General features: G+C 64.9%; 22 protein-coding genes. 13 read left to right on the forward strand and 9 right to left on the reverse strand.

Annotation, left to right across the window (positions count from 1 at the left end):
- Positions 1 to 131 precede the first annotated feature (131 nt).
- Positions 132 to 326, forward strand: coding sequence for a hypothetical protein (locus BMW89_RS31055; protein ID WP_092033323.1), 195 nt, complete (start codon positions 132 to 134; stop codon positions 324 to 326).
- On the opposite strand, the gene tlpA is transcribed toward BMW89_RS31055, so the two are convergent.
- The gene (gene tlpA / locus BMW89_RS31060; protein ID WP_092033746.1) at positions 323 to 988 is read right to left on the reverse strand and encodes a thiol:disulfide interchange protein TlpA; all 666 of its coding nucleotides are present in this window, start codon (positions 986 to 988) and stop codon (positions 323 to 325) included. The two genes, BMW89_RS31055 and tlpA, sit on opposite strands and share 4 nt — an antisense overlap.
- 100 nt (positions 989 to 1,088) lie before the next feature.
- Between tlpA and argH the strand changes: the two genes are divergently transcribed.
- The 3 genes from argH (at position 1,089) to lysA (ending at position 4,159) form a co-directional block, all read left to right on the forward strand.
- The gene (gene argH, locus BMW89_RS31065; protein WP_092033327.1) at positions 1,089 to 2,486 is read left to right on the forward strand and encodes an argininosuccinate lyase; all 1,398 of its coding nucleotides are present in this window, start codon (positions 1,089 to 1,091) and stop codon (positions 2,484 to 2,486) included.
- Between the two features lie 93 nt (positions 2,487 to 2,579).
- Entirely contained in the window at positions 2,580 to 2,870 is a 291-nt protein-coding gene (lptM, locus tag BMW89_RS31070) for an LPS translocon maturation chaperone LptM (protein WP_092033331.1), read from the forward strand.
- A gap of 23 nt (positions 2,871 to 2,893) precedes the next feature.
- Complete coding sequence (gene lysA, locus BMW89_RS31075; RefSeq protein ID WP_092033335.1) at positions 2,894 to 4,159, forward strand: diaminopimelate decarboxylase; 1,266 nt, start codon at positions 2,894 to 2,896, stop codon at positions 4,157 to 4,159.
- A gap of 137 nt (positions 4,160 to 4,296) precedes the next feature.
- Here the strand turns inward: lysA and BMW89_RS31080 are convergent, their stop codons facing one another.
- The 3 genes from BMW89_RS31080 to BMW89_RS31090 all read right to left on the reverse strand — a co-directional run bounded on the left by BMW89_RS31080 (position 4,297) and on the right by BMW89_RS31090 (position 7,661).
- The gene (locus BMW89_RS31080; protein WP_092033340.1) at positions 4,297 to 6,033 is read right to left on the reverse strand and encodes a tannase/feruloyl esterase family alpha/beta hydrolase; all 1,737 of its coding nucleotides are present in this window, start codon (positions 6,031 to 6,033) and stop codon (positions 4,297 to 4,299) included.
- Between the two features lie 217 nt (positions 6,034 to 6,250).
- Positions 6,251 to 7,141: an NAD(P)-dependent oxidoreductase gene (locus tag BMW89_RS31085; RefSeq protein WP_092033344.1), complete on the reverse strand. Its 891-nt coding sequence runs from the start codon at positions 7,139 to 7,141 to the stop codon at positions 6,251 to 6,253.
- Positions 7,142 to 7,277: 136 nt separating this feature from the next.
- Entirely contained in the window at positions 7,278 to 7,661 is a 384-nt protein-coding gene (locus tag BMW89_RS31090; RefSeq protein WP_027514149.1) for a carboxymuconolactone decarboxylase family protein, read from the reverse strand.
- 180 nt (positions 7,662 to 7,841) lie between these two features.
- On the opposite strand from BMW89_RS31090, the gene BMW89_RS31095 reads away from it, so the two are divergent.
- Entirely contained in the window at positions 7,842 to 9,779 is a 1,938-nt protein-coding gene (locus tag BMW89_RS31095; protein WP_092033347.1) for a TIGR02302 family protein, read from the forward strand.
- A complete protein-coding gene (locus BMW89_RS31100; RefSeq protein ID WP_092033350.1) occupies positions 9,767 to 10,915 on the forward strand; it encodes a DUF4175 family protein in 1,149 nt (382 codons plus the stop codon). Before BMW89_RS31095 ends, BMW89_RS31100 begins: the two co-directional genes overlap by 13 nt.
- Positions 10,916 to 11,011: 96 nt before the next feature.
- Here the strand turns inward: BMW89_RS31100 and BMW89_RS31105 are convergent, their stop codons facing one another.
- Entirely contained in the window at positions 11,012 to 11,386 is a 375-nt protein-coding gene (locus BMW89_RS31105) for a response regulator (RefSeq protein ID WP_092033352.1), read from the reverse strand.
- 49 nt (positions 11,387 to 11,435) lie between these two features.
- The gene (locus BMW89_RS31110; protein WP_177196447.1) at positions 11,436 to 12,317 is read right to left on the reverse strand and encodes an MJ0042-type zinc finger domain-containing protein; all 882 of its coding nucleotides are present in this window, start codon (positions 12,315 to 12,317) and stop codon (positions 11,436 to 11,438) included.
- A gap of 189 nt (positions 12,318 to 12,506) precedes the next feature.
- Between BMW89_RS31110 and ftsE the strand changes: the two genes are divergently transcribed.
- The 4 genes from ftsE to BMW89_RS31130 all read left to right on the forward strand — a co-directional run bounded on the left by ftsE (position 12,507) and on the right by BMW89_RS31130 (position 15,689).
- The gene (gene ftsE / locus BMW89_RS31115; protein WP_027530605.1) at positions 12,507 to 13,166 is read left to right on the forward strand and encodes a cell division ATP-binding protein FtsE; all 660 of its coding nucleotides are present in this window, start codon (positions 12,507 to 12,509) and stop codon (positions 13,164 to 13,166) included.
- Positions 13,159 to 14,127, forward strand: coding sequence for a cell division protein FtsX (locus tag BMW89_RS31120; RefSeq protein ID WP_092033361.1), 969 nt, complete (start codon positions 13,159 to 13,161; stop codon positions 14,125 to 14,127). The genes ftsE and BMW89_RS31120 overlap by 8 nt, the downstream gene beginning before the upstream one ends.
- Positions 14,128 to 14,199: 72 nt before the next feature.
- Complete coding sequence (locus tag BMW89_RS31125; protein WP_092033364.1) at positions 14,200 to 14,904, forward strand: YdcF family protein; 705 nt, start codon at positions 14,200 to 14,202, stop codon at positions 14,902 to 14,904.
- A gap of 11 nt (positions 14,905 to 14,915) precedes the next feature.
- Positions 14,916 to 15,689 (forward strand): lysophospholipid acyltransferase family protein, encoded by a 774-nt coding sequence (locus BMW89_RS31130; RefSeq protein WP_092033368.1) that lies wholly within the window; start codon positions 14,916 to 14,918, stop codon positions 15,687 to 15,689.
- Here the strand turns inward: BMW89_RS31130 and BMW89_RS31135 are convergent.
- Positions 15,686 to 16,288 carry a gamma-glutamylcyclotransferase gene (locus tag BMW89_RS31135; RefSeq protein ID WP_177196448.1) on the reverse strand — a complete coding sequence of 201 codons (603 nt, stop codon included), beginning with the start codon at positions 16,286 to 16,288 and terminating at the stop codon, positions 15,686 to 15,688. The two genes, BMW89_RS31130 and BMW89_RS31135, sit on opposite strands and share 4 nt — an antisense overlap.
- A 110-nt stretch (positions 16,289 to 16,398) precedes the next feature.
- On the opposite strand from BMW89_RS31135, the gene BMW89_RS31140 reads away from it, so the two are divergent.
- The 3 genes from BMW89_RS31140 to BMW89_RS31150 all read left to right on the forward strand — a co-directional run bounded on the left by BMW89_RS31140 (position 16,399) and on the right by BMW89_RS31150 (position 19,785).
- The gene (locus tag BMW89_RS31140) at positions 16,399 to 17,583 is read left to right on the forward strand and encodes a DUF2125 domain-containing protein (RefSeq protein ID WP_092033375.1); all 1,185 of its coding nucleotides are present in this window, start codon (positions 16,399 to 16,401) and stop codon (positions 17,581 to 17,583) included.
- 136 nt (positions 17,584 to 17,719) lie between these two features.
- Positions 17,720 to 17,944: a hypothetical protein gene (locus BMW89_RS31145; protein ID WP_092033379.1), complete on the forward strand. Its 225-nt coding sequence runs from the start codon at positions 17,720 to 17,722 to the stop codon at positions 17,942 to 17,944.
- A 272-nt stretch (positions 17,945 to 18,216) separates the two neighbouring features.
- Positions 18,217 to 19,785, forward strand: a complete 1,569-nt coding sequence (locus BMW89_RS31150; protein WP_177196449.1) for a hypothetical protein — start codon at positions 18,217 to 18,219, stop codon at positions 19,783 to 19,785.
- Between the two features lie 108 nt (positions 19,786 to 19,893).
- Here BMW89_RS31150 and BMW89_RS31155 read toward each other — a convergent pair whose 3' ends face one another.
- Positions 19,894 to 20,832 carry a prephenate/arogenate dehydrogenase family protein gene (locus tag BMW89_RS31155; protein ID WP_092033384.1) on the reverse strand — a complete coding sequence of 313 codons (939 nt, stop codon included), beginning with the start codon at positions 20,830 to 20,832 and terminating at the stop codon, positions 19,894 to 19,896.
- Positions 20,829 to 21,923, reverse strand: a complete 1,095-nt coding sequence (gene hisC, locus BMW89_RS31160) for a histidinol-phosphate transaminase (protein WP_092033753.1) — start codon at positions 21,921 to 21,923, stop codon at positions 20,829 to 20,831. The genes BMW89_RS31155 and hisC overlap by 4 nt, the downstream gene beginning before the upstream one ends.
- Positions 21,924 to 21,952: the final 29 nt, after the last annotated feature.

Genomic DNA, 21,952 nt, shown 5'->3' on the forward strand with positions numbered 1-21,952 from the left:
CGTGAACGCGCTTATGGTGCCGCGCTGCGTCCGGGACACGAGCAGTGCTCAGCTACGGCATCCACTCTGTGACAATTCATGTCGCGTTAACCCATCGCCCCTAGTGTCCGCCCGGTACGAGGGTTTGCGTAATGGACATGATGGCGATGGTCAGCACCATGCTGGCCGCTCAGCAAGGCGCGACACAGTCGAATATCGCGGCGACGCTGATGAAGCAGAACGCGGACGCGGAGAAATCCACCGTCCTGACGCTGCTCGGCGCCGGTCAGCCCTCGCTCGCCAATGTCGGCTCAGGCGTCGGCGGCAACCTCAATATCTCGGCTTAAAAAGACGCAGCGGCTGGGCCCAACGCGCCCCGGATCAGCTTGAGCGCATCCTCGCTCGCCCATTCCGCCGGCCCCGCGATCGTCGCGATCTCGCATCCCTGCGGGTCGACCAGCACCGAGGTCGGCATGCCCAGGGCCCGGCCTATCGCCTTAAGATCCTGGAAAACCTTGGCTTTCTGATCGCTGAAATAGCCGAGCCGGGTCAGATTGGCCTCTTTCAGGAAGGTCTTGGGCTTCTCGGCGTCGCGGGTGTCGATATTGATCGCCACCACCTCGAAATTCGGGCCCGCAAGCTTGCCCTGGAGCTCGTCCAGCGCCGGCATTTCCTTCCGGCACGGCACGCACCAGGTCGCCCAGAGGTTCACCAGCAGTGTTTTGCCGCGGAAATCCGACAGTTTCTTCGGCTTGCCGTCGGAATCCTCGAAGGTGAGATCCGGCAGCTTCAGGGGGACGCTCGCCATGGTCAGGGCAGCCACCTCACCATGGGCGAGCGGGGCGATCTTTTGCGCCGTCGCCACCGCCGCCTTGCAGGCCGGATCGCCTGATGGCGCCCGGCTCAGGCCCAGCCCGTACAGCGCGGCAAAGCCGGCCAACCCTCCGATCGCCACGGTGGCGATGACGAGGGGGATCCGGCGCGTGGCGGAGGGCTTCGGGTCGAGCATATCGTTTGTCATCCGGTCGCAGATATGGCTATCAGAGGCCTCTTAATACGGCTGGCTGCGGCCAGCAAATCTGCGGCAAGCAAGGCGTGAGCAGGGGATCATGAGCAACAAGATGTGGGGCGGCCGGTTCTCGGAACGTCCCGACGAGATCATGGAAGAGATCAACGTCTCCATCGACGTCGATCGTCACCTCTTTGCCCAGGACATTGCCGCGTCCAAGGCCCACGCCGCGATGCTGGCCAACCAGGGCATCATCACGGCCTCTGATGCGAAAAATATCGGCAAGGGTCTAGACACGATTTTGTCAGAGATCGGCAAGGGCGACTTCACGTTCAAGCGTGCGCTCGAAGATATCCATATGAACGTCGAGAGCCGCCTGTCGGAGCTGATCGGCCCCGCCGCCGGCCGCCTGCACACCGCGCGCTCGCGCAACGACCAGGTCGCGATCGATTTCCGTCTCTATGTCCGCGACGTTCTCGACGAGACCGATGCCGCGCTCGCCGCGTTCCAGGCCGCGCTCGTCAATCGCGCGCTCGAACATGCCGCGACCGTGATGCCCGGCTTCACGCATCTCCAGACCGCGCAGCCCGTCACCTTCGGCCACCATCTGCTCGCCTATGTCGAGATGGCCGCGCGCGATCGCGGCCGTTTCCAGGACGCGCGCAAGCGGCTCAATGAATCCCCGCTCGGTGCTGCCGCGCTCGCCGGCACCTCGTTCCCGATCGATCGTCATGCCACCGCGAAGGCGCTCGGCTTTGATCGTCCGATGGCGAACTCGCTCGACGCGGTCTCCGACCGCGATTTCGTGCTGGAGACGCTGTCGGCGGCCTCGATCTGCGCCGTGCACATGTCGCGCCTTGCCGAGGAGATCGTGATCTGGACCTCGCCGCTGGTTGGCATGATCCGCCTCAGCGACAAGTTCACCACGGGCTCCTCGATCATGCCGCAGAAGCGCAATCCTGACGCCGCCGAACTGGTGCGCGCCAAGACCGGCCGCGTCATCGGCGCGCTCAACGGTCTCCTGATCGTGATGAAGGGCCTGCCGCTCGCCTATCAAAAGGACATGCAGGAGGACAAGCAGGGCGCCATGGAGGGTTTTGCCGCGCTGTCATTGGCGATCCGTGCCATGACCGGCATGGTCCGCGATCTCGAACCCGATGAAGCGAAGATGAAGGCCGCCGCAGGCGAGGGCTATTCCACCGCGACCGATCTCGCCGACTGGCTGGTACGGACGCTGAAGATGCCGTTCCGCGACGCCCACCACGTCACCGGCCGCATCGTGGCGAAGGCTGCCGAGGGCGGCGTGGCGCTGCACGAGCTGCCGCTCAAGGACATGCAGGCGATCGAGCCCAAGATCACCAAGGACGTGTTCGGGGTGCTCTCGGTCGAATCGTCGGTGAAGAGCCGGACCAGCTTTGGTGGCACCGCGCCGAAGAACGTGATGTCACAGGCCAAGGCCTGGGTGAAGCGGCTGGAAAAAGAGCGAAAATTGGGCTGAGGGCAAAATTTCGCTTATGTTTCATGGTCATCCGGCCCTCGCCAGAGCGTGCCAATCTCTGTATGGTGCGGCCCGCGTAGTGGGGATTTCGTCGTGACGTCAAAGTTTCGCCCGGCCGGCTCGGGGTGGGCCATCATTGTCTTGAGCCTGACGGCGCTCGCGCTTGCCGGTTGTGGCCGCAAGGGCCCGCTGGATCTGCCGCCGACCGCCTCCAGCGCGTCCACGGCCAACGTCGCCCCGCCGACCGACACCGAGACCGAAACCCAGAGGACGCCGAGCGTGTTCAATCCCACCTATGGTGCGGATGCGGGGCCTGCTGCGACCAAGGGCAAGAAAAAACCGTTCATTCTCGACCCGCTGCTGGACGAAAGACCCAGCAAGTAGACTGGGGCAACTGAGCCAACGCCATGAACCATTTCGACTATCGCAACGGCGTGCTGCACGCCGAGGCGGTGAACCTGTCCGAGCTGGCTGCGACCGTCGGCACGCCGTTCTATTGCTATTCGACCGCGACGCTCGAACGGCACTACCGCGTCTTCACGGAGGCCTTCGCCGGCGAGAAGGTGCTGGTCTGCTACGCCATGAAGGCGAACTCCAACCAGTCGGTGCTGCGGACGCTGGCCAAGCTTGGCGCCGGCGCCGACGTGGTCTCGGGCGGTGAATTGAAGCGCGCGCTGGCGGCGGGCATTCCCGCCAGCAAGATCCTGTTCTCCGGCGTCGGCAAGACCGAGGCCGAGCTTCGCGCTGCGCTTGCTGCCGACATCCTCTGTCTCAACGTCGAATCCGAGCCCGAGCTCGAGCTGCTGTCGCGCCTTGCGACCGAGATGGGCAAGACCGCGCGCATCTCGTTGCGCGTCAACCCGGACGTCGACGCCGGCACGCACGCCAAGATCTCCACCGGCAAGTCCGAGAACAAGTTCGGCATCCCGATCGTGCACGCCCGCGAGGTCTATGCACGCGCCGCTAAACTCCCCGGCATCGAGGTGACCGGGACCGACGTGCATATCGGCAGCCAGATCACCGACCTCTCCAGCATGGAGACCGCGTTCCGCATCCTCGCCGAGTTCGTACAGACGCTGCGCGCCGACGGTCACGACATTTCGCATGTCGATTTCGGCGGCGGCCTCGGCATTCCCTACTACATGGACCGTGAGGCGCCGCCGGCACCCGACGCCTATGCGGCCATGGTCAGGCGCGTCAGCCACAATCTCGGCTGCACGCTGATGTTCGAACCCGGCCGCATGATCGTCGGCAATGCCGGCATCCTGGTCGCCAAGGTCATCTATGTGAAGCACGGCGACGGCAAGAATTTCGTCATCATCGACGCCGCCATGAACGATTTGATCCGCCCGACGCTGTACGAGGCTCATCACGACATCATGCCGGTGACGCAGCCGGCCAAGGGCGCGGCGATGATCTCGGCCGACGTCGTCGGCCCGGTCTGCGAGACCGGCGACTATCTCGCGCTCGACCGCACGCTGCCGACGCCGAAGCCGGGCGATCTCATCGCGATCATGACCGCAGGCGCTTATGGCGCCGTGCAGGCCGGTACCTACAACACAAGGCCGCTGGTGCCCGAGGTGCTGGTGAAGGGCGATCAATACGCCGTCGTGCGTCCGCGCATCGAGGTCGAGCAGCTGATCGCGATGGACACGCCGGCGCCGTGGCTGTGAATTTGTAGCCCGGATGGAGCGAAGCGTAATCCGGGGTTGTCGCAGCGATCGGTGTCCCGGATTGCGCTTCGCTCCATCCGGGCTACGGGACCTGACAAGACGCCGGCGGGCCTATGCTCGCCGGCGTTTCTTGTTCGTCACGGCCCGTATTTCGGAGCCGGCTTCTGGTTGAAATCGTTCTCGTCGGTGACGCAGGTGAAGTTCGCCGCGTTGTTGGTGTCGCCGCTGCCGTTGTACTTCGCGACCTTGGGGAAGACGCAGAGCGGCCGGGTCATCTGAACCGCAGGCGGCGTATCGGCCACGAACTTCGCGGCGAGGATCGTGTCCGGCGCGACGCCGGCCTCGACCCATTTGACCAGCGGTGTGAGCGCATCGAACGTGTTGGGACCGGGGCCGCCGGCGCAATGGTACAGCCCGGGCACCATGAACAGCCGCGCGTAGCTCTGGGTCCGTCGCAGCGCCGGATTGCCGGGTCCGTTGCCGTGATCGAAGAAGCCGACCGGTTGGGCGCCCTGACCTTCATTCCCCACCAGCGCGAGGAAGTAATTGATGCTGCTCTGTGACGGGATCAGCGGGTCGGCCCAGCCGTGGTACATCAGCAGCTTGCCACCATGCCCTCTGAACTCGCCGAGATCGGTGCTGGTCGCGTTGAGCACCGCCGCAAGCTGATCATCCACCTTGTCGACGTCGCGGTGGAAATCGAAATTGGCAAAATTGGTTGCGCTTGCGGGGTAGCCGAAGCTCGGGCCGAACACCCAGTAGAACAGGCCGTCGAAGGCCGGTTCGGGAAATCGCTCCTGGAGGGCGAGGCCGAGGGCGAGGATATCGTCGGTCTCGTTGCCGCGTTCGGAGCCGGGATTGATGATCTGCCCGTTCACCGGGTCGATCGTGCCGGCGTAATAGCGCTGCATGGTCGTGACTTGGTCGGAGGTCAGGCATGCAGGCGGTGCGTTGCCACCGGTGCAGAGCAGGACCTTCGGGTCGAAATGACAATCGCGCGGATCGGTCAGGAACTGATCGGTCTTGGCGCCGCCGTCCTGGCCGACGCATTGCTTGAGCACGGCCTGGTTGATCAGCGTCATCTGGCCGGCCTGGATGAACCGGCCCGGGCTCGCATGCGCGTTCTGCCAGCCGTAGAGTCCCGCCATGTGCAAATGGGTACGGTTGAATGCGGGAGCGCCGGCAAGGATGCCGTCATAATCGTTGGGGAAGCGCTGCGCCTCCATCAGGGCGTTCTGGCCGCCGGTTGAGCAGCCGGCGAAATAGGCCCGTTGCGAGCGCTGGCCGTAGAATGCGTTGACGATCTCCTTGCCCCGCTCGGTCATCAGGTGGATCGCCCGATAGCCGAAATCCTTGATCCGCTCGGGATGTCCGAACAGGCCGGTCGAAGGGCTCGCGGGATCGCCGAATTGAGCGGCGAGAGGATTGCCCATGTTGCCGGCCGAGCCGCAGAACAGCGGGTTGCATCCCGAAGATCCGGTGCCGAGATCGCTGTTGGTCGCAGCAAAACCGGCCTGAATGCCGATGGCGAGCTCGTTGTAGGTGATCACGCCCTGGAAGCCGCCACCGCCGGTGCCGAGGAACCTGCCGTTCCACGTGCTCTCGGGCAGCCAGACCTCGATCTTGATGCTGGAGTCAGAGCTGGGGATCAGGGTTGCGGTGACGCGGCAAAAAGCGGGTAGGCCGGTGATCGGGCTCGCGCCAGGCGGGACGAAGGTGCCGGTCGTGTTATCGTCCGCCGAATTGATCACCGTGTGCTGCAGTTGCAAGGATCGAAGATTGGTGCACGCCGTCGCCATGGCGGGCGAGGTGATTGCGACACAGGCAAACAGGGCCATGGTCGCACCGACAAGTAAGTGTCGATGACGCTTCATTCCGTCCTCCCTGATTTTTTTGCAGTCGTGTAGAGGCGACAGGATAGCCCACAACGAATACAACTCAAGGATGAATCGTTACGTCGCGAAATAGTAGGTCAGCTCGCGCCTCGGTTGCGGGGACGTAGCCCGGATGGTGCGCAGCGCAATCCGGGCCTCTCGTCATCATGCAACAACCCGGATTACGCTGCGCTCCATCCGGGCTATAGGACTGGCGTCATTTCTTCCCGCCGACCACGACCCCCGCCTTCTTTTCGATCGGCTTGATCGCTGCGGTGAAATCGGACTCGGCGCCTTCCGCACTGATCACCGTCTCCCACAACCGCCCGACAGCGTCAGCGACCTCCATCGACAGGCCGAGCTGCTTCATCTCCTCGAGCGCGAGCCGCACGTCCTTCACCATCAATCCGGTAGCGAAGCCGAAGTCGAACGTTCGCGGCAGCACCGCGCGCGGAAACTTGTCGCGGCTGGCGGTGTTCATGCCCGAGCCTGAATTGATGACGTCGATCATCACGGCAGGATCGAGTCCGGCCTTCACGCCCATCACCACCGCTTCCGACGTCGCCACCATCGCGGTCGCCGAGAGGAAATTGTTGGCGAGCTTCATGGTCTGCGCTGCACCCGGCTTCTCGCCGATGAAGAACACCTTTCCGATCACGTCGAGTGCCGGTCTCAACAGCTCGAAGTCCGCCTTCGGCCCCGACACCATCACCGCCAGCGTGCCCTTCTCGGCGCCGCCGACGCCGCCGGAGACGGGGCAGTCGATCTGCACGATGTTGCGTTTTGCCAGAAGGCCGTGAATCTTCGAAGCCATCGTCGAGCCGACGGTGGAGAGATCGATGAAGCGTTTTGCGCGGCTCCCCTCGATCACGCCGTTAGCCCCCGTGGCGACCTCGAGTGAAGCTTGCAGTGAGGGCAGGCTCGCCATCACAGTCTCGACCTGGTCGGCGACGTCCTTCGGTGATGTCGCAGCGGTCGCGCCGCGCGCGACGAGCTTGTCCGTGACCTCCTTGCGGGTGTCGAACACGACGAGCTTGTTGCCGGCCTCGATTAGCCGCCGCGCCATCGGGAAACCCATGTTTCCGAGGCCGATGAATCCTATGTCCATGGTGTTGTTTCCTTATCCGTCGTCATTGCGAGGAGCGAAGCGACGAAGCAATCCAGGCTGTTTCCGCGGTGGGATACTGGATTGCTTCGCTTCGCTCGCAATGACGGAGCCATGCTTTGAGTGTTGCTTGTTGGGCTTACGCCTTCCCATCGATCTCCGCGAACACCTCGCGCGCGATGCGGAAGCTGTCGACGGCGGCCGGCATGCCGCCATAGATCGCGACCTGCATCAGGATCTCGCGGATCTCGTCGCGGCTGACGCCATTGGTCAATGCACCCTTGAGATGCGCGCGAAACTCGTGCTGGCGGTTGAGGATCGCGATCATCGCGATGTTGAGCATGCTGCGGGTCTTGCGCGGCAGCTCCTCGCGGCCCCACACCGTGCCCCAGCAATATTCGTTGAGCATCTCCTGGAACGGGCGGTTGAAATCGTCGACGCTCTTCAGGGCGTTGTTGACGTAGGCCTCGCCCAGCACCGCTTTGCGGACTTCCAGGCCCTTGTCGTGCATCTTCTTGTCCATGGCGTTTCCTCTATTTCCCTTGCGTTTTCCTCGGGGATGGCGCGCGGAAACTACGGGGTTGCGGCCGGCCAGTCACGTCCTCGTGTTATGCGGGAAAAGGGGTGTCTCCCGTACAGGAACGGATGCCTCAGTGCTGCCGTTGTGGTAGGCTTGGCTCTACCGGGCAACCTGGAGAGCTGATTGAACGGCGTCATCCCCGACCCGTCAGATCCGATCCGCGATGACGACGCTCTGTCGCGGCTGAAGCTGGCGCAGGCCCTCGATCGGGCCATCTATGCCATCGCGTGGGAGCGTGCCTGGCCGAATCTGGCGCGGCTGCTGACCGTGGTTGGCCTGTTCCTGGTGGTGTCTTGGGCCGGGCTCTGGCTGGCCTTGCCCTTCCTCGCCCGCGCCATCGGCCTCGTCGTTTTCGCCGGCATCGCGATTGCCGTGCTGTTTCCGTTGATTCGCTTCCGCTGGCCGAGCCGCGAGGAAGCTCTCGGCCGGCTCGACCGCGGCTCCGGCATCCGTCACCGCCCGGCCACCACGCTCACGGACACGCTGACCTCGCAGGACCCGATCGCAAAGGTGCTGTGGCAGGCGCAGCGCGAGCGCACGCTGGCCTCGCTCAAGCGCATCCGCGCCGGTCTGCCGCAGCCACGGCTGGCGCTGCATGATCCCTGGGCGCTGCGCGGGCTGGTGATGGTGATGCTGGTTGCGACCTTCTTCGCCGCCGGCGACGAACGCGCGATGCGGCTCGGCGCCGCCTTCGACTGGAACGGCGTGCTGGCCCCGACCAATGTGCGCGTCGATGCCTGGGTCACCCCGCCGCTCTACACCGGCAAGCCGCCGGTGATCCTGTCGGCCGCCAACAAGGAGGCCGCGGCACTGCCGGCCAGTGGTCCGCTCGCCGTGCCCGCCGGCTCGACCCTGATCGTGCGCTCCTCCGGCGGGAGCCTCGATGTCGTCGTTTCCGGCGGCCTCAAGGAGGTCGCCCCTGCGGATGCCACGCCCAAGGGCACCAACGAGAAGCACTTTACCATCAGCGGTAACGGCACCGCGCATGTCCGCGCGCCTTCCGGTCAGCCGCAATGGGCGTTCGCGGCGACGCCGGACCAACCGCCGACGATCACGTTGGCCAAGGATCCGGAGCGCCAGGCCCGCGGCGCGCTGCAGCTCTCCTACAAGATCGAGGACGATTACGGCGTTACCGGCGCCGAGGCGCAAATCGGCCTGCGCGCTGCCGATGTCGGCAAGGACGGCGCGAAGGAGGGCGATAGCAAGGTTGCCGCGCGGCCTCTGTTCCCGCCGCCGCAATTCCCGCTGGTGCTGCCGAATGCACGCACCCGCAACGGCGTCGGCCAGACGGTGAAGGATCTCAGCGAGGATCCCTATGCCGGCGCCGACGTCACGCTGACGCTCACCGCCAAGGACGAGGCCGGCAATGAGGCCAGGAGCGAGCCCTTCAACATGCGCCTGCCCGAGCGGCTGTTCACGAACTCGCTCGCCCGCGCGCTGATCGAGCAGCGCCGCATCCTCGCGCTCGATGCCAACAAGAACTCCGACGTCTACGCCGCGCTCGACGCGCTGATGATCGCGCCCGAATTGTTCACGCCGGATGCCGGCTGTTATCTCGGCCTGCGCAGCTTGGCGCTTCAGTTGGAGGCCGCCCGCACCGACGACGCGATGCGCGACGTGGTGGCGAGCATGTGGGCTTTCGCGGTCACCATCGAGGACGACGGTGTCGCCGGCAGCGTCAACGCGGCGCTGCGCGGGGCCCAGGACGCGCTCAAGCGGGCGCTGGAACGCGGCGCCAGCGAGGACGAGATCAGGGTGCTGACGCAGAAGCTGCGCGAGGCCATGGCCGGCAAGGTGCGCGATCTCGCCCGGCGCGCCGAGCAAAATCCGCTTGGACCCCGGCAGCCGTTCCCCGCCGAAGTTCAGCTCATCCTCGACAAGTCCGTCGAGCTGCGACAGAAGACCCAGAACGCCACGCCCGAGCAGCTCGAAGAGCTGGCGAAGCAGCAGGACGCCTTGCGCGATCAGCTTCAGGCCTATCGGAAGTCGGCGAACAACCGGGCGAAGACGGGCAATGACGGGGCCAACCAGTCGACGCGAGACCGTAAATGCGGAAGCTAGGACGCGTGCCAGTATTGAAGGCGATATCGATCGCCTGCCTCGCCTTCCTGTTGGGGGGCGTCTCGCCCGTTGCTGCCCAGCAGGATCAGGATGTCGATGCCCTGCTCGATAGCGCCGAAAAGGCGATGCAGGATTCCGGCGACAGCCTCAGGCAGAAGGAATCCGGCAAGAGCCTGAACAATCAATCCGAAGCCATTCAGAAGCTCGAGGACTACAAGCGGGCGACGGAACGGAGCCAGTCCTCCAATCGCGATCGCTCCGTCATCACGCAACGCGATCTCGACGACCTCTTGAAGCAGATCGAGAAGGCGGCGAAGGAAGGCAATAAAGAAGCCGCCCAGCGCATGCTCGAGCAGCTCGCGCAGATCATGGAAAATCTCCAGATGGCGCAGCCGGGACAATCCGGCGAGAGCGAGATGGAGCAGGCGCTGAACGAGCTCAGCGACATGATCCGCAAGCAGCAGCAATTGCGCGACAAGACTTTCAAGCAGGGGCAGGATTCCCGGCGTGACCGCTCGCGCGGCAAGCAGGGCGACCAGTCGATGTCGGACCTGCAGCAGGATCAGCAGTCGTTGCGCGACCGCCTGAAGAAGCTGCAGGACGAGCTCGCCAAGCGCGGCCTCACGCAGAAGGGACAAAAGGGCCAGAAGCAGCAAGGGCAGAAAGGCCAGCAAGGCGAGCAGGGACAGCCCGGCCAGAACGGCGACCAGGACGGCGACGATGGTGATGACGACGGCAGTCTGGACTCCGCCGACGGCGCCATGGGTGATGCCGGCTCGAAGCTCGGCGACGGCAATGCGGATGGCGCCGTGGACGCGCAGGGCAAGGCGCTCGACGCCTTGCGCAAGGGTGCGCAGAAGATGGCCGAGGCGATGCAGCAGGGCGATGGCGACGGGCAGGGCGATGGCCCCGGCAACCGGGCCGGCCGCCAGCAGAGCGGCGGCAATCAGACCGATCCGCTTGGTCGCCCGCTTCACGGCCGCGAGTTCAGCGACGATTACACGGTCAAGATCCCCGGCGAGATCGACGCCCAGCGCGTCCGCCGCATCCTCGAAGAGCTCCGCCGTCGCCTGAGCGATCCCTCACGCCCGCAGATCGAGCTCGATTATATCGAGCGGCTGCTGAAGGATTTTTGAGCGCTACGCAGCTCCCGTAGCCCGCATGAGCGAAGCGACATGCGGGACCAGCGGCCCCGGATATCGCTCCGCTCATCCGGGCTACGACACCGACCGCTACGCCTTTTTCGCCGCCAGCGCGTCCGCCACCGCGGTGCGGATATCGGCGACCGAGAACGGCTTTGTCACGACGTCATGGACCAGCGCGTTGAGGTTCGAGGCGCGCTCGCGCTGATCGGCAAAGCCGGTCATCAGCAAAATCGTCAGGTCGGGGAAATCGCGCGCGGCGGACAGTGCCAGCGCGATGCCGTCCATCACGGGCATCTGGATGTCTGTGAGCAGCAGATCGAACGCGCCGTCGGCGCTGGTCAGGATTTCCAGCGCCTCGGCGCCGTCCTGCGCCGTGACGGTCTCGTGGCCGTCCATGGCGATGGCGCGCGCCACCAGCTGGCGCATCGAATCCTCGTCGTCGGCGATCAGTACTTTAGGCATCAGATCGACCCTTGGGACGAACCTTCCCGTGCGGGACTCTACAAGCTGATTATACGCTGCCGCCGGCGATGTCGCGCCGGTTGAAGAAGCGAACGTCGATATTGCGGCCTTCCGGCGGCGGTGAGGCCAGGCGCGAGCGGAAGAAGGCGCGCTCACCGGGTTGCAGCACGGTCTGTTCCAGCACGGTATTCCAGGCGTAGATCTCAGCGCCTTGCGCGTCGCGTACCGCAAAGCGCAGCCGCGGGATATCGAGCGGCTTTTTGCCTTGGCCGACGATCACACCCTCGATCACCAGCACCTGCTTACCGTCCACGGTCTCGCTGGAGAGCTTGACGTCCTTGAAGGCCAGTCCGCGCAAATTCACGTCAAAGCCGGCCATCTTGTAGAACGCCGCCGTCTGCGGCAGCAGCCGTACCATGTCGCCGCGCCAGACGATGAGGGCCAGCACCAGCGCGCCCATGGCCGCGCAGGCGGTCGGCAGGCCGAAATAGGATTTTCGCGGCGCGACGGTCGGGACCTGACGCCTCACCCGTGCCCCGCGGCGGCTGCCGAACAGGCCACGGATCCAGGACTGGTGCTGCGCGCCGACGGCCTCCTCTTCGGCCTCCCGGGCGGCGGCCGACCACTCGTCCTCGATCTCCTTGGTGTCCTCGGCCGGCCAGTCGCCGGCAATCGAAGGGCTATCCACCACCGGCGTGTCGGCGTCGCCGTCGTCCTTGGCGTAGGAGTTCCACTCCGCGGCGAGGTCGGTCTGGTCGTCGGCCTGGCTGGCCGCGGCCATGGCCGGGACGGATGCCTCTTCGATGGCATCCTCGGCATGGGCGACCCAGGTCTCCTTGCAGCGGGAGCAGCGGACCGTCCGGCCGTTCGCCCCCAGGCTCGCAAGCTTGATGGCGTAGGATGTCGTACAATGGGGGCAGACGATATGCATGGGCGAGCCTTGATGCATGAACGAGGTCTTGAACGATTTTTGGACGAGTCTTGACGATGCCCTGCGGAACCGGGCGCCAGGATGCTACAAGGCGACCGTTAACGAACCGGAAACCATAACGGTCGCAAAGACCGTTGATTACGTGTGGCGGTGTGCCGCGGCGCGGCCCCCTCTCGAACGGAGCTGAACTTGGTTCGGTTCGAAAATGTCGGATTGCGTTACGGTCTGGGGCCGGAGATCCTGCGCGACCTCAGCTTCCAGATTCCGGCGCATTCGTTCCAGTTCCTCACCGGCCCGTCCGGCGCCGGCAAGACGTCACTCTTGCGCCTGTTGTTCCTGTCGCACCGGCCGACGCGGGGCCTCGTCAACCTATTCGGCCACGATATCTCGCAGCTCGGCAAGGACGAGATCGCCGACTTACGCAAGCGCATCGGTATCGTGCTCCAGGACTTCCGCCTGCTCGACCACATGACCACCTACGAGAACGTGGCACTGCCGTTCCGCGTCATGGGCCGCAGCGAGTCGAGCTATCGGAAAGAAGTCATCGATCTCTTGCGCTGGGTCGGGCTCGGCGAGCGTATGGATGCGCTGCCGCCGATCCTGTCGGGCGGCGAGAAGCAGCGCGCGGCGATCGCGCGCGCGGTGATCTCGCGGCCGCAGCTGCTGCTCGCGGACGAGCCGACCGGCAGCGTCGATCCGACGCTCGGGCGCCGCCTGCTGCGGCTCTTCATCGAGCTCAACAAATCAGGCACTGCCGTCATCATCGCGACCCACGACATTGCGCTGATGGACCAGTACGAGGCGCGCCGCTTCGTGCTGCACCAGGGACGGTTGCACGTCTATGAGTAGGACCGACGAGCGCGGCGTGCTGGTTGACCTCGGACAGGAGCGTCCGCAGCTTCCGGCCAGGGCGCGCAACATGTCGCCGATCGTGCCGCGCGCCTCGATCCAGGGCCGCGCGCTGGTCGCCGTCGTCGCCATCATGACGTTCCTGGCGTCGATGACCACGGGCACGGTGCTGCTGGTCAGCGCCTCCGCGGCAGAATGGCAGTCGGATGTCGCGAGCGAAATCACCATCCAGGTCCGCCCCCAGACCGGCCGCGATCTCGATCGCGACACCATTGCGGTCACCGAGGCCATGCGTGCGCAAGCCGGCATCGTCGAGGTCAAGCCGTTCAGCAAGGATGAGAGCGGCAAGCTGCTCGAGCCCTGGCTCGGCACCGGACTGTCGATGGACGATCTGCCGGTGCCGCGCATGATCATCGCACGCGTGCAGCCCGGCACGGCGCTCGACCTCGGCGCCCTGCGCGCCCGCGTGACGCAAGCGGCGCCGAGCGCCAGCGTCGACGATCACCGCGCCTGGATCGAGCGCATGCGCTCGATGACGAACGCCACGGTGCTCGCCGGTCTCGGCATCCTCGCGCTCGTCATCGTCGCCACCATCATCTCGGTCTCGTTCGCGACCCGCGGCGCCATGGCAGCGAACCGTCCGATCGTCGAGGTCCTGCACTTCGTCGGCGCCGGTGACCGCTACATCGCCAATCGTTTCTTGCGGCATTTCCTGCGACTAGGTCTCGAAGGCGGCGTGATCGGCGGCGGCGCCGCCATGCTGGTGTTCGGCTTCTCCGAGTCGATCGCCGGCTGGTTTTCAGGTACGCCCGTCGGTGACCAGTTCGCAGCTCTGCTCGGCACCTTCTCGCTGCGGCCGTCCGGCTACATCGTGCTCGCGGTGCAGGCGGTGCTGATCGGCGCCATCACCGCGGTCGCCTCGCGCCAGACGCTGTTCGCGACACTGAATGATGTCGACTAGGTCCGATAAACCGGACTCCACTTCGCCTCAAAACGTCCTAAAATCATCCGGGGAAGGGATCACCGACATCACATGACCTCGCCGACCGACGATCGATTGCCGAAAATGCCGCGCGGCTGGCTGCGTGCGGCATTGGTGTCGACGATTGCACTCGTCTTCGTCGGCGCGGCGGCGGGCTTCGTCGCGTTCCTCACGCAATTGCGCGGCGCGGAGATTGCGCCGGACCGCAAGGCTGACGGCATCGTGGTCCTGACCGGCGGCTCCTCGCGGGTGTCGGACGCGATGGAGCTTTTGGCGGCAGGCTACGGCAGGCGGCTGCTGATCTCGGGCGTGCATCCGACCTCGACGGCGAGCGACATCTCCCGGACCTTGCCGGAGAACCAGACCTTCATGACCTGCTGCGTCGACCTCGACCGCTCCGCGCTCTCGACCCGCGGCAATGCGGCGGAGACGCGGCGCTGGGCCGAGGGGCGCGGCTTCAAGTCGCTGATCGTGGTCACCTCGAACTATCACATGCCGCGCGCGCTGGTGGAATTCTCGCATGCGATGCCGGAGACCACGCTGATCCCGTTCGCGGTGGTCGGCGACAAATGGCGCGAGGAGCCATGGTGGACCTCGGCCTCCACCTTGCGGCTGCTGTTGTCCGAATATGTCAAGTATATCGCGGCCGAGCTCAGGGTGCGGCTGGAGGATTTCGGGATTGACCTTTCGCCCGAGATGTCGGAGCAGCCTGCAGGCCTGACGCCGAAGCGGCCCGCGACGGCACAGGCCAATTGATCGGATCGCCGATGTTCTTGATTTTCCTGCGCTCGCTCCTGTTCAACCTGCTGTTCTATGCCGTGCTGGTGTGTCTCGCGATCGTGGCGCTGCCGACCTTCGCATTGCCGCCGCGCGCGATGCTGACGGTCGCGCAATGGTGGGCGAAGGCGACGCTGGTCCTGATGCGCGTGGTCTGCAACATCAAGGTGGAATTCCGCGGTGTCGAGAAGATCCCGCAGGGGCCGCTGGTGATCGTGGCAAAGCACCAGTCGTTCTGGGAGACGTTCGTGCTGCCCGGCTTCTTCAATCGCCCGATCTTCATCCTCAAGCGCCAGCTGATGCAGATCCCTGTGTTCGGCCAGTTCCTGGTCAAGACCGGGATGATCGCGATCGACCGCAACGCCGGCGTGAAGGCGCTACTGGACATGACGCGGCGGGCGCGCGAAGCGGTGCGAAGCGGAAAGCAACTCGTGATCTTTCCGGAAGGCACGCGCCGGGCGCCGGGCGCCGAGCCTGACTACAAGACCGGCTTTGCGCAGATCTATTCGACCTGCGGCGCGCAGTGCCTGCCGATCGCGCTGAATTCCGGCCTGTTCTGGCCGCGCCGCACGTTCATGCGCTATCCCGGCACGCTGGTGGTCGAGTTCCTCGATCCGCTGCCATCGGGGCTGCCGAAGGACGAGTTTCTCTCTCGCGTGCAAACCGCCATCGAGGACGCGACCGGCCGGCTCGTCGAAGCAGGTCGGAAGGAGCAGGAGCAGCTGATCGGCCGTGCGCCGAGCTACGCTCCGTCGGAGAGCTAGCGGTTCTCTCGATCTTCCGCAGGAGCCGGCGCGTGCGCATCACCATGAAGCATGGTCGCGAGTTGATGCAGTTGCGTGTCGCGAAAGCCTTCGGCCTCGATCGCTTTCACCGTGGCCGTCACGTAGTCGCGGTTGGCGCCGGACTGTCCATGGCCCTGGACGACGTGGCGATGCTGATCGGCGAGCGACAGCCGACCGGCATATTGGACATGGCCGCGGTCGACGACATAGGCGAGGGCGGAGACGCGCTCGCGCGCATCGTTCTCCAGCCACACCGAGCGCATCACTTCGCGATAGACCGACGTGACCTGCTCGCGCGCCCGCAAATAGGCGACGACATCGGCGCGGTCCCTCTCGGCGACACGGAAAGCAATGCCGCGGCAGGCGCCGCCGCGATCGAGCCCGAGCACCAGGCCGGGCTTTTCGGGCGTGCCGCGATGCACGAAGGAATAGACACAAAGCGCGCGATGCTCGCCAACCAGCCGCGCCGGGACGCGTTCTTCGAATTCGAAGCCCGGCCGCCACATCAGCGAGCCATAGCCGAACACCCAGAGGTCGCCCTTGGCTGTGGTAACGGAGGGGAGGGTGATTTCCGACATTTCGGGCACGGCTACCAGAATGAAGGCCCCAAGCGAAGCGAATTCTCCGCCTTTCGCCGTGGCCGGACCTCGCTTACATTTGCCATCATCTGAGGTCAAAGGGTCGCCGCATGTCCGATATGACCGTTGCCGCAGGCCGTCGCTCCCGTTGGGGCCTTTTCATCGCTCCCGTCCTCGTCCTGATCCTCGCAGTCGCGTGGAGCTGTTTCTGGTTCTATGCGGCGTCGCAGGCCGAAATCGCCGCAGACGCCTGGCGCGCGCAGGAGGCCAAATCCGGCCGGATCTATGATTGCGCCAAGCGTTCGATCGCGGGCTTCCCGTTCCGCTTCGAGGTCCAGTGTTCCGGCGCCAGCGTCGCTCTGGTCTCGCAGAACGCGAGCAAGACGCCGTTCACGGCCAAGCTCGACAACATCCTGGTGATCGCCCAGGTCTACGATCCCAAGCGCGTCATCGCCGAATTCTCCGCGCCGGCGACGCTGACTGACGGCGTCACGCAAAACACCTTCGTGGTGAACTGGAGCAAGGGCCGCAGCAGCGTGGTCGGCCTCCCTGCTGTGCCGGATCGCGCCTCCATCGTGTTCGACGATCTTGCTGTCAATCGGCTCGATGGCAGCGTGCAGGTGCCGCTTGCGCGCGCAAAACAAGTCGAGCTGCACGGGCGTCTCGCGGATGGATCGCCGTCCGATCATCCGGTCATCGAGACCGTGTTCCAGATCGCGCAGGGCAGCATTCAGGGCGTGCATCCGCTGCTCGCCGAGCCGTTCGAGGCTGACACGCGCGCGAAGATCACGGGATTGTCCGACCTCACGCCAAAGCCGTGGCCGCAGCGCTTCCGCGAGATCCAGGCGGCCGGCGGCCATATCGAGATCGTGCAGTCGCGCATTCAGCAGGGCGAGATGATCGCGATCGCGGCGGGCACGCTCGGCCTTTCGGCCAATGGCCGACTCGACGGCGAATTGCAGATGACGGTGACGGGCCTCGAGCGCGTGATCCCGGCGCTCGGCATCGAGAAGATGCTGGACGAGGGCGTGCCGCAGGCAACGCTCGATCGTGTCGCGCCCGGCGTGAAGACCAAGGACCTCAACAATCTGTTCGGCGCGCTCGATCGCGCCGTGCCCGGCCTCGGCAAGGTCATCAAGCAGAACGCCAATGCCGGCGTTGCCGCCGGCATCAATTCGATCGGCACCGAGAGCACGCTCGAAGGCAAGAAGGCCCGCAGCTTCCCGCTGAAGTTCGTCGACGGCGCGGTACTGCTCGGCCCGGTCAAGGTCGGCGAGATTCCGCCGCTGTATTGATATTTCTCCCGTAGAACTGAACTCACGGTCCCTTCGCCGGATCGTGATTGCCCGGCGGGAATGCGACGCCGCGAACTCCGCTCTCTCTCCATGTCGGCCGCACGATGATGCGGTCCGCCCAGGCAGGAGAGATACCATGACCAAGTCCAAGCTGTTCGTTGTCGCCGCCGTCGCGATCTCGACCGCGCTCGCGACGCCCGCATTCGCGCAGTGGCAGTCGCAAGAGCCGGCTGCATACGCGGCCCAGTATCCGAATGGCGACCGCAACATCGCGAGCCCCGCAACACGGGAGACGATGGCATTCGTCCCCTCTCCGAAATCACCGCGCCCCACGGTGATGCGCGCGACCAAGGGCAAATAACCGCCGTCCACCACTTGCCCGTCGCGGAGTTGGGCCCGGTCATGTCCCGGTCGGGCCCAATGCGCGTTGCGCGGATGCATGACAATCGCGCACGTGCGGATCGGCAACGCCGCAAAAATATTCCGAACATGATCGTCAGGAAAACGTGATGCAGAAGATGCACGGGCCTGCGAATAATCGCAGTCGCATTCAAGTCATTCCACACCAGGGAAGCACGCCGGCGCCGGAGACGGCGCGAGGAAACGAACCAGCTTCCCCAGTGGAGGGATCAAGTGCGAATCATCAATTGCGGACTGATGCTGGGCATGCTCGCTGCCTGTTCAGGGCAGGCGCGTGCCGACGACAATGTCACAACCGAAATCCAGTCGCTGAAGGCCAAGCTGAAAGAGCTCCAGCAGAAGGTGGATTTGGAGGCGCGTAAGACGCGCCAGGTCGAAGCGCAGGCGAAGGCCGTCCCGATGCCGGCAACGTACAAGGCGCTGCCTGTCGATCCCTGTGCGGCCGGCAAGGTTTGCTACAAGGGCGTCACGCTGACATTCGGCGGCTGGGTCGATCTCACCGGTATCTACCGCTCGCGCAATCTCGCTTCAGACACCGGCTCGGTCTACAACTTCATCCCCTATCAGCAAGGCCGGAACTACTATATTCCGGAAACGCGCTTCTCCGCGCGCCAGAGCAGGTTCTCTGTGCTTGCCGAGGGCAACGTCGACCCCGATACGCATCTGGCCGGTTACGGCGAGATCGATTTCGAAGGCGCGGCGCAGACGGCGAGCTCGGTTGCGACCAACTCGTTCAATCCGCGCATGCGGCAGCTTAGCCTGGAGCTGGACCGCAGCGATCTCGGTCTTCATTTCCTCGCCGGGCAATCCTGGTCGCTGAACGCGCCGTCCAAGTCGGGCATCGATCCCCGCGGTGTCGATGCACCGGGCGTGATCGACTTCGAATCCGTTCCAGGATTCCTCGCCGCGCGGCAACCCGGTCTCCGCGTCTGGCAGGACATCGGACCCGAGTTCAAGCTGGCTGCGTCTGTCGAGAATGCCCAGACCGCGTTCTTCGGCGGCAACGTCCCGACCGTCGGCACACCCGCTGTCGGGCCGCAGGGCGTGCTGAATCCGAACCTCCTGGTCAATTTGACCGGGCCCGGCGGCAGCTTCTTCAACAACCTCAACAATGTCAGCCTGAATCAGGTGCCCGACGTCACGGTGAAGGCGGCGTGGGACCCGCGGCTCGGGCCGTACAAGCTGCACGTCGAAGGCTGGGCGCTCTACCGTCAGCTCCTCGATCGCTTCAACGGCGCCAACCACACCTACGATACCGGGAGTTTCGGTGGCCACATCAATGCCGAGCTGATTCCGAAAACCCTCGATCTCCAGCTCTATGGCGCGCACGGCGTGCTCGGCCGCTTCACGGCGACGCCGTTCCCCGACGCGGCGGTCGCGCAGGACGGCACCATCCTCCCGCTGACGATCACATCGGCTGCGGTCGGCCTGATCTGGCACGCAACGCCGAGCCTCGATGTCTACAGCTATGCGGGCCTGGAAAAAGCAAAAGCGAATTTCGCCAACGTCGGAACGGTGCCCTTCGGTTACGGCAATCCGCTCTACAACAACACCGGCTGCTTCACCGAGAACTCGCCGGCGGCGACCTGCAACGGCAATACCAGGGAGGTCCGGCAGATCACGGCCGGGATCTACGACACCATCTACCAGGGCAATTACGGCACGCTCAAAGCCGGCGTGCAGTATTCCTACACGCAGCGGATCGCCTTCAGTGGTGTCGGTGGTGCGCCAAAGACCGACGACAACGTCGTCATGACGCAAATCCGTTACTATCCGTTCTAGTCATACGAAGCCGTAGCCCGGATGGAGCGAAGCGCAATCCGGGTTTATTCGATGCGGTGTCAAGAGTCCCGGATTACGCTTGCACTCCATCCGGGCTACGTCGTCGGCTTATGGCTTGTTGCCGAGCTGCCCATGCTGGCGGCCAAAGTCTGCCGCCGCCGAATCCTGGCCGATCTCGACGATGCCGCGGCGGATCGCACGGGTGCGGGTGAAGTGGTCGAACAGCGCCTCGCCGTCGCCGCGGCGGATCGCGCGGGTCAGCTTGGCGAGATCCTCGGTGAAGGTGCCGAGCATCTCCAGTACGGCTTCCTTGTTGGCGAGGAACACGTCGCGCCACATCGTCGGGTCGGACGCCGCGATGCGAGTGAAATCGCGAAAACCGCCGGCGGAGAACTTGATGACCTCGGACTCCGTCACCTGTTGCAACTCGTCGGCGGTGCCGACGATGGTGTAGGCGATCAGATGCGGCAGATGGCTGGTGATCGCGAGCACGAGATCATGATGATCCGGCGTCATCACCTCGACCTTGGCGCCCATCGCCGCCCAGAAGGCGCGCAGGCGATCGGTGGCGGCAGCATCGACGCCCTCAGGCGGCGTCAAAATGCACCAGCGGTTGATGAAGAGCTCGGCGAAGCCCGAGTCAGGTCCCGAATGCTCGGTGCCTGCGACGGGATGCGCAGGCACGAAATGGATGCCCTTCGGCAGATGCGGCGCCATGTCCCTGACGATCGCGCCCTTGACCGAGCCGACGTCGGAGATGATCGCGCCGGGCTTGAGATATGCGGCGATCTCCTGCGCCACCGGCCCGCAGGCGCCGACGGGAATGCAGAGGATGACCAGATCGGCGTCCTTCACGGCTTCCGCATTGGTCGCCACGACCTGGTCGATGATGCCGAGCTCCATCACCCGCGCGCGCGTTGTCTCCGAGCGCGCGGTGGTGACGATTTCGCCGGCCAGGCCCTGGAGCTTCGCAGCGCGCGCGATCGAGCCGCCGATCAGGCCGAAGCCGATCAGCGCGACGCGCTGGAAGTGCGGTGTGACGCTCATTTGCCGGCCATGAAGTCGCGCAAGGCCTCGACGACGAGGCGGTTGGCCTCCTCGGTGCCGATGGTCATGCGCAGCGAATGCGGCAGGCCGTAATTCTTCAAGCCACGCAGCACCAGGCCACGCTTGGTGAGGTAAGCGTCGGCCTCGTCCGAGGTCTTGCCCTTTTCCGGGAAGTGGATCAGCACGAAATTGGCGACGCCCGGCGTGACCTTGAGACCGAGCTTGCCGATCTCCTCGGTGAGCCAGTTGCGCCATGTTTCGGTGAACTGCTTCGACATCGCCTGATGCGCGGTGTCCTCGATCGCCGCGACCGCGGCGTACATCGCCGGCGTCGACACGTTGAAGGGGCCGCGGATGCGGTTGACCGCGTCGATGACGTGCTCGGGGCCGAACATCCAGCCGATGCGCAGCGCGGCGAGGCCGTGGATCTTGGAGAAGGTGTGCGTCACCACCGTGTTCTCGGTGGTGGCGACCAGCTCGATCCCCATCTCGTAATCGTTGCGCGAGACGTAGTCGGAATAGGCGGCATCGAGCACCAAAAGCACGTGCGAGGGCAGGCCGGCGCGCAGCCGCTTGACCTCGTCGAACGGGATATAGGTGCCGGTCGGATTGTTGGGGTTGGCGAGCCAGACCAGCTTTGTCCGCGGCGTCACCGCCTTCAGGATGGCATCGACGTCGCAAGTGAGGTTCTTCTCAGCCGCAACCACGTTCTTCGCGCCGACCGCCATGGTCGCGATCGGGTAAACGAGAAAGCCGTGGGTCGTCGAGATCGCCTCGTCGCCGTGGCTGAGATAGGTGTGGGCGAGCAAATTGAGGATCTCGTCCGAGCCGGCGCCGCAGATGATGCGGTTGGGATCGAGGCCGAACGAACGGCCGATCGCTTCGCGCAGCACGCGCGAGGTGCCTTCGGGATAGTCTTCCAGATGTGTCGCTACGTTCTTGAACGCCTCGATCGCCTTGGGCGAGGGGCCGAACGGCGTCTCGTTGGCCGAGAGCTTGAACACCTTGCGGCCGGGCTCAGCGACCGGGCTCTTGCCGGGCGTGTAGGGCGCAATATCGAGAATGCCGGGATTCGGCACGGGGCGGGACATCTTCAACTCCGGAATGGCTTTAAGCGGTA

Source organism: Bradyrhizobium sp. OK095, from assembly GCF_900109945.1.
Lineage (GTDB): Bacteria > Pseudomonadota > Alphaproteobacteria > Rhizobiales > Xanthobacteraceae > Bradyrhizobium.

Bases quoted from the DNA above. Each gene is read 5' to 3' on its own strand.
- BMW89_RS31055 (WP_092033323.1), top strand. From the start codon at position 132: ATGGACATGATGGCGATGGTCAGCACCATGCTGGCCGCTCAGCAAGGC.
- tlpA (WP_092033746.1), bottom strand. From the start codon at position 988: ATGCTCGACCCGAAGCCCTCCGCCACGCGCCGGATCCCCCTCGTCATC.
- argH (WP_092033327.1), top strand. From the start codon at position 1,089: ATGAGCAACAAGATGTGGGGCGGCCGGTTCTCGGAACGTCCCGACGAG.
- lysA (WP_092033335.1), top strand. From the start codon at position 2,894: ATGAACCATTTCGACTATCGCAACGGCGTGCTGCACGCCGAGGCGGTG.
- BMW89_RS31080 (WP_092033340.1), bottom strand. From the start codon at position 6,033: ATGAAGCGTCATCGACACTTACTTGTCGGTGCGACCATGGCCCTGTTT.
- BMW89_RS31085 (WP_092033344.1), bottom strand. From the start codon at position 7,141: ATGGACATAGGATTCATCGGCCTCGGAAACATGGGTTTCCCGATGGCG.
- BMW89_RS31090 (WP_027514149.1), bottom strand. From the start codon at position 7,661: ATGGACAAGAAGATGCACGACAAGGGCCTGGAAGTCCGCAAAGCGGTG.
- BMW89_RS31100 (WP_092033350.1), top strand. From the start codon at position 9,767: ATGCGGAAGCTAGGACGCGTGCCAGTATTGAAGGCGATATCGATCGCC.
- BMW89_RS31105 (WP_092033352.1), bottom strand. From the start codon at position 11,386: ATGCCTAAAGTACTGATCGCCGACGACGAGGATTCGATGCGCCAGCTG.
- BMW89_RS31110 (WP_177196447.1), bottom strand. From the start codon at position 12,317: ATGCATATCGTCTGCCCCCATTGTACGACATCCTACGCCATCAAGCTT.
- BMW89_RS31120 (WP_092033361.1), top strand. From the start codon at position 13,159: ATGAGTAGGACCGACGAGCGCGGCGTGCTGGTTGACCTCGGACAGGAG.
- BMW89_RS31125 (WP_092033364.1), top strand. From the start codon at position 14,200: ATGACCTCGCCGACCGACGATCGATTGCCGAAAATGCCGCGCGGCTGG.
- BMW89_RS31130 (WP_092033368.1), top strand. From the start codon at position 14,916: ATGTTCTTGATTTTCCTGCGCTCGCTCCTGTTCAACCTGCTGTTCTAT.
- BMW89_RS31135 (WP_177196448.1), bottom strand. From the start codon at position 16,288: ATGTCGGAAATCACCCTCCCCTCCGTTACCACAGCCAAGGGCGACCTC.
- BMW89_RS31140 (WP_092033375.1), top strand. From the start codon at position 16,399: ATGTCCGATATGACCGTTGCCGCAGGCCGTCGCTCCCGTTGGGGCCTT.
- BMW89_RS31145 (WP_092033379.1), top strand. From the start codon at position 17,720: ATGACCAAGTCCAAGCTGTTCGTTGTCGCCGCCGTCGCGATCTCGACC.
- BMW89_RS31155 (WP_092033384.1), bottom strand. From the start codon at position 20,832: ATGAGCGTCACACCGCACTTCCAGCGCGTCGCGCTGATCGGCTTCGGC.
- hisC (WP_092033753.1), bottom strand. From the start codon at position 21,923: ATGTCCCGCCCCGTGCCGAATCCCGGCATTCTCGATATTGCGCCCTAC.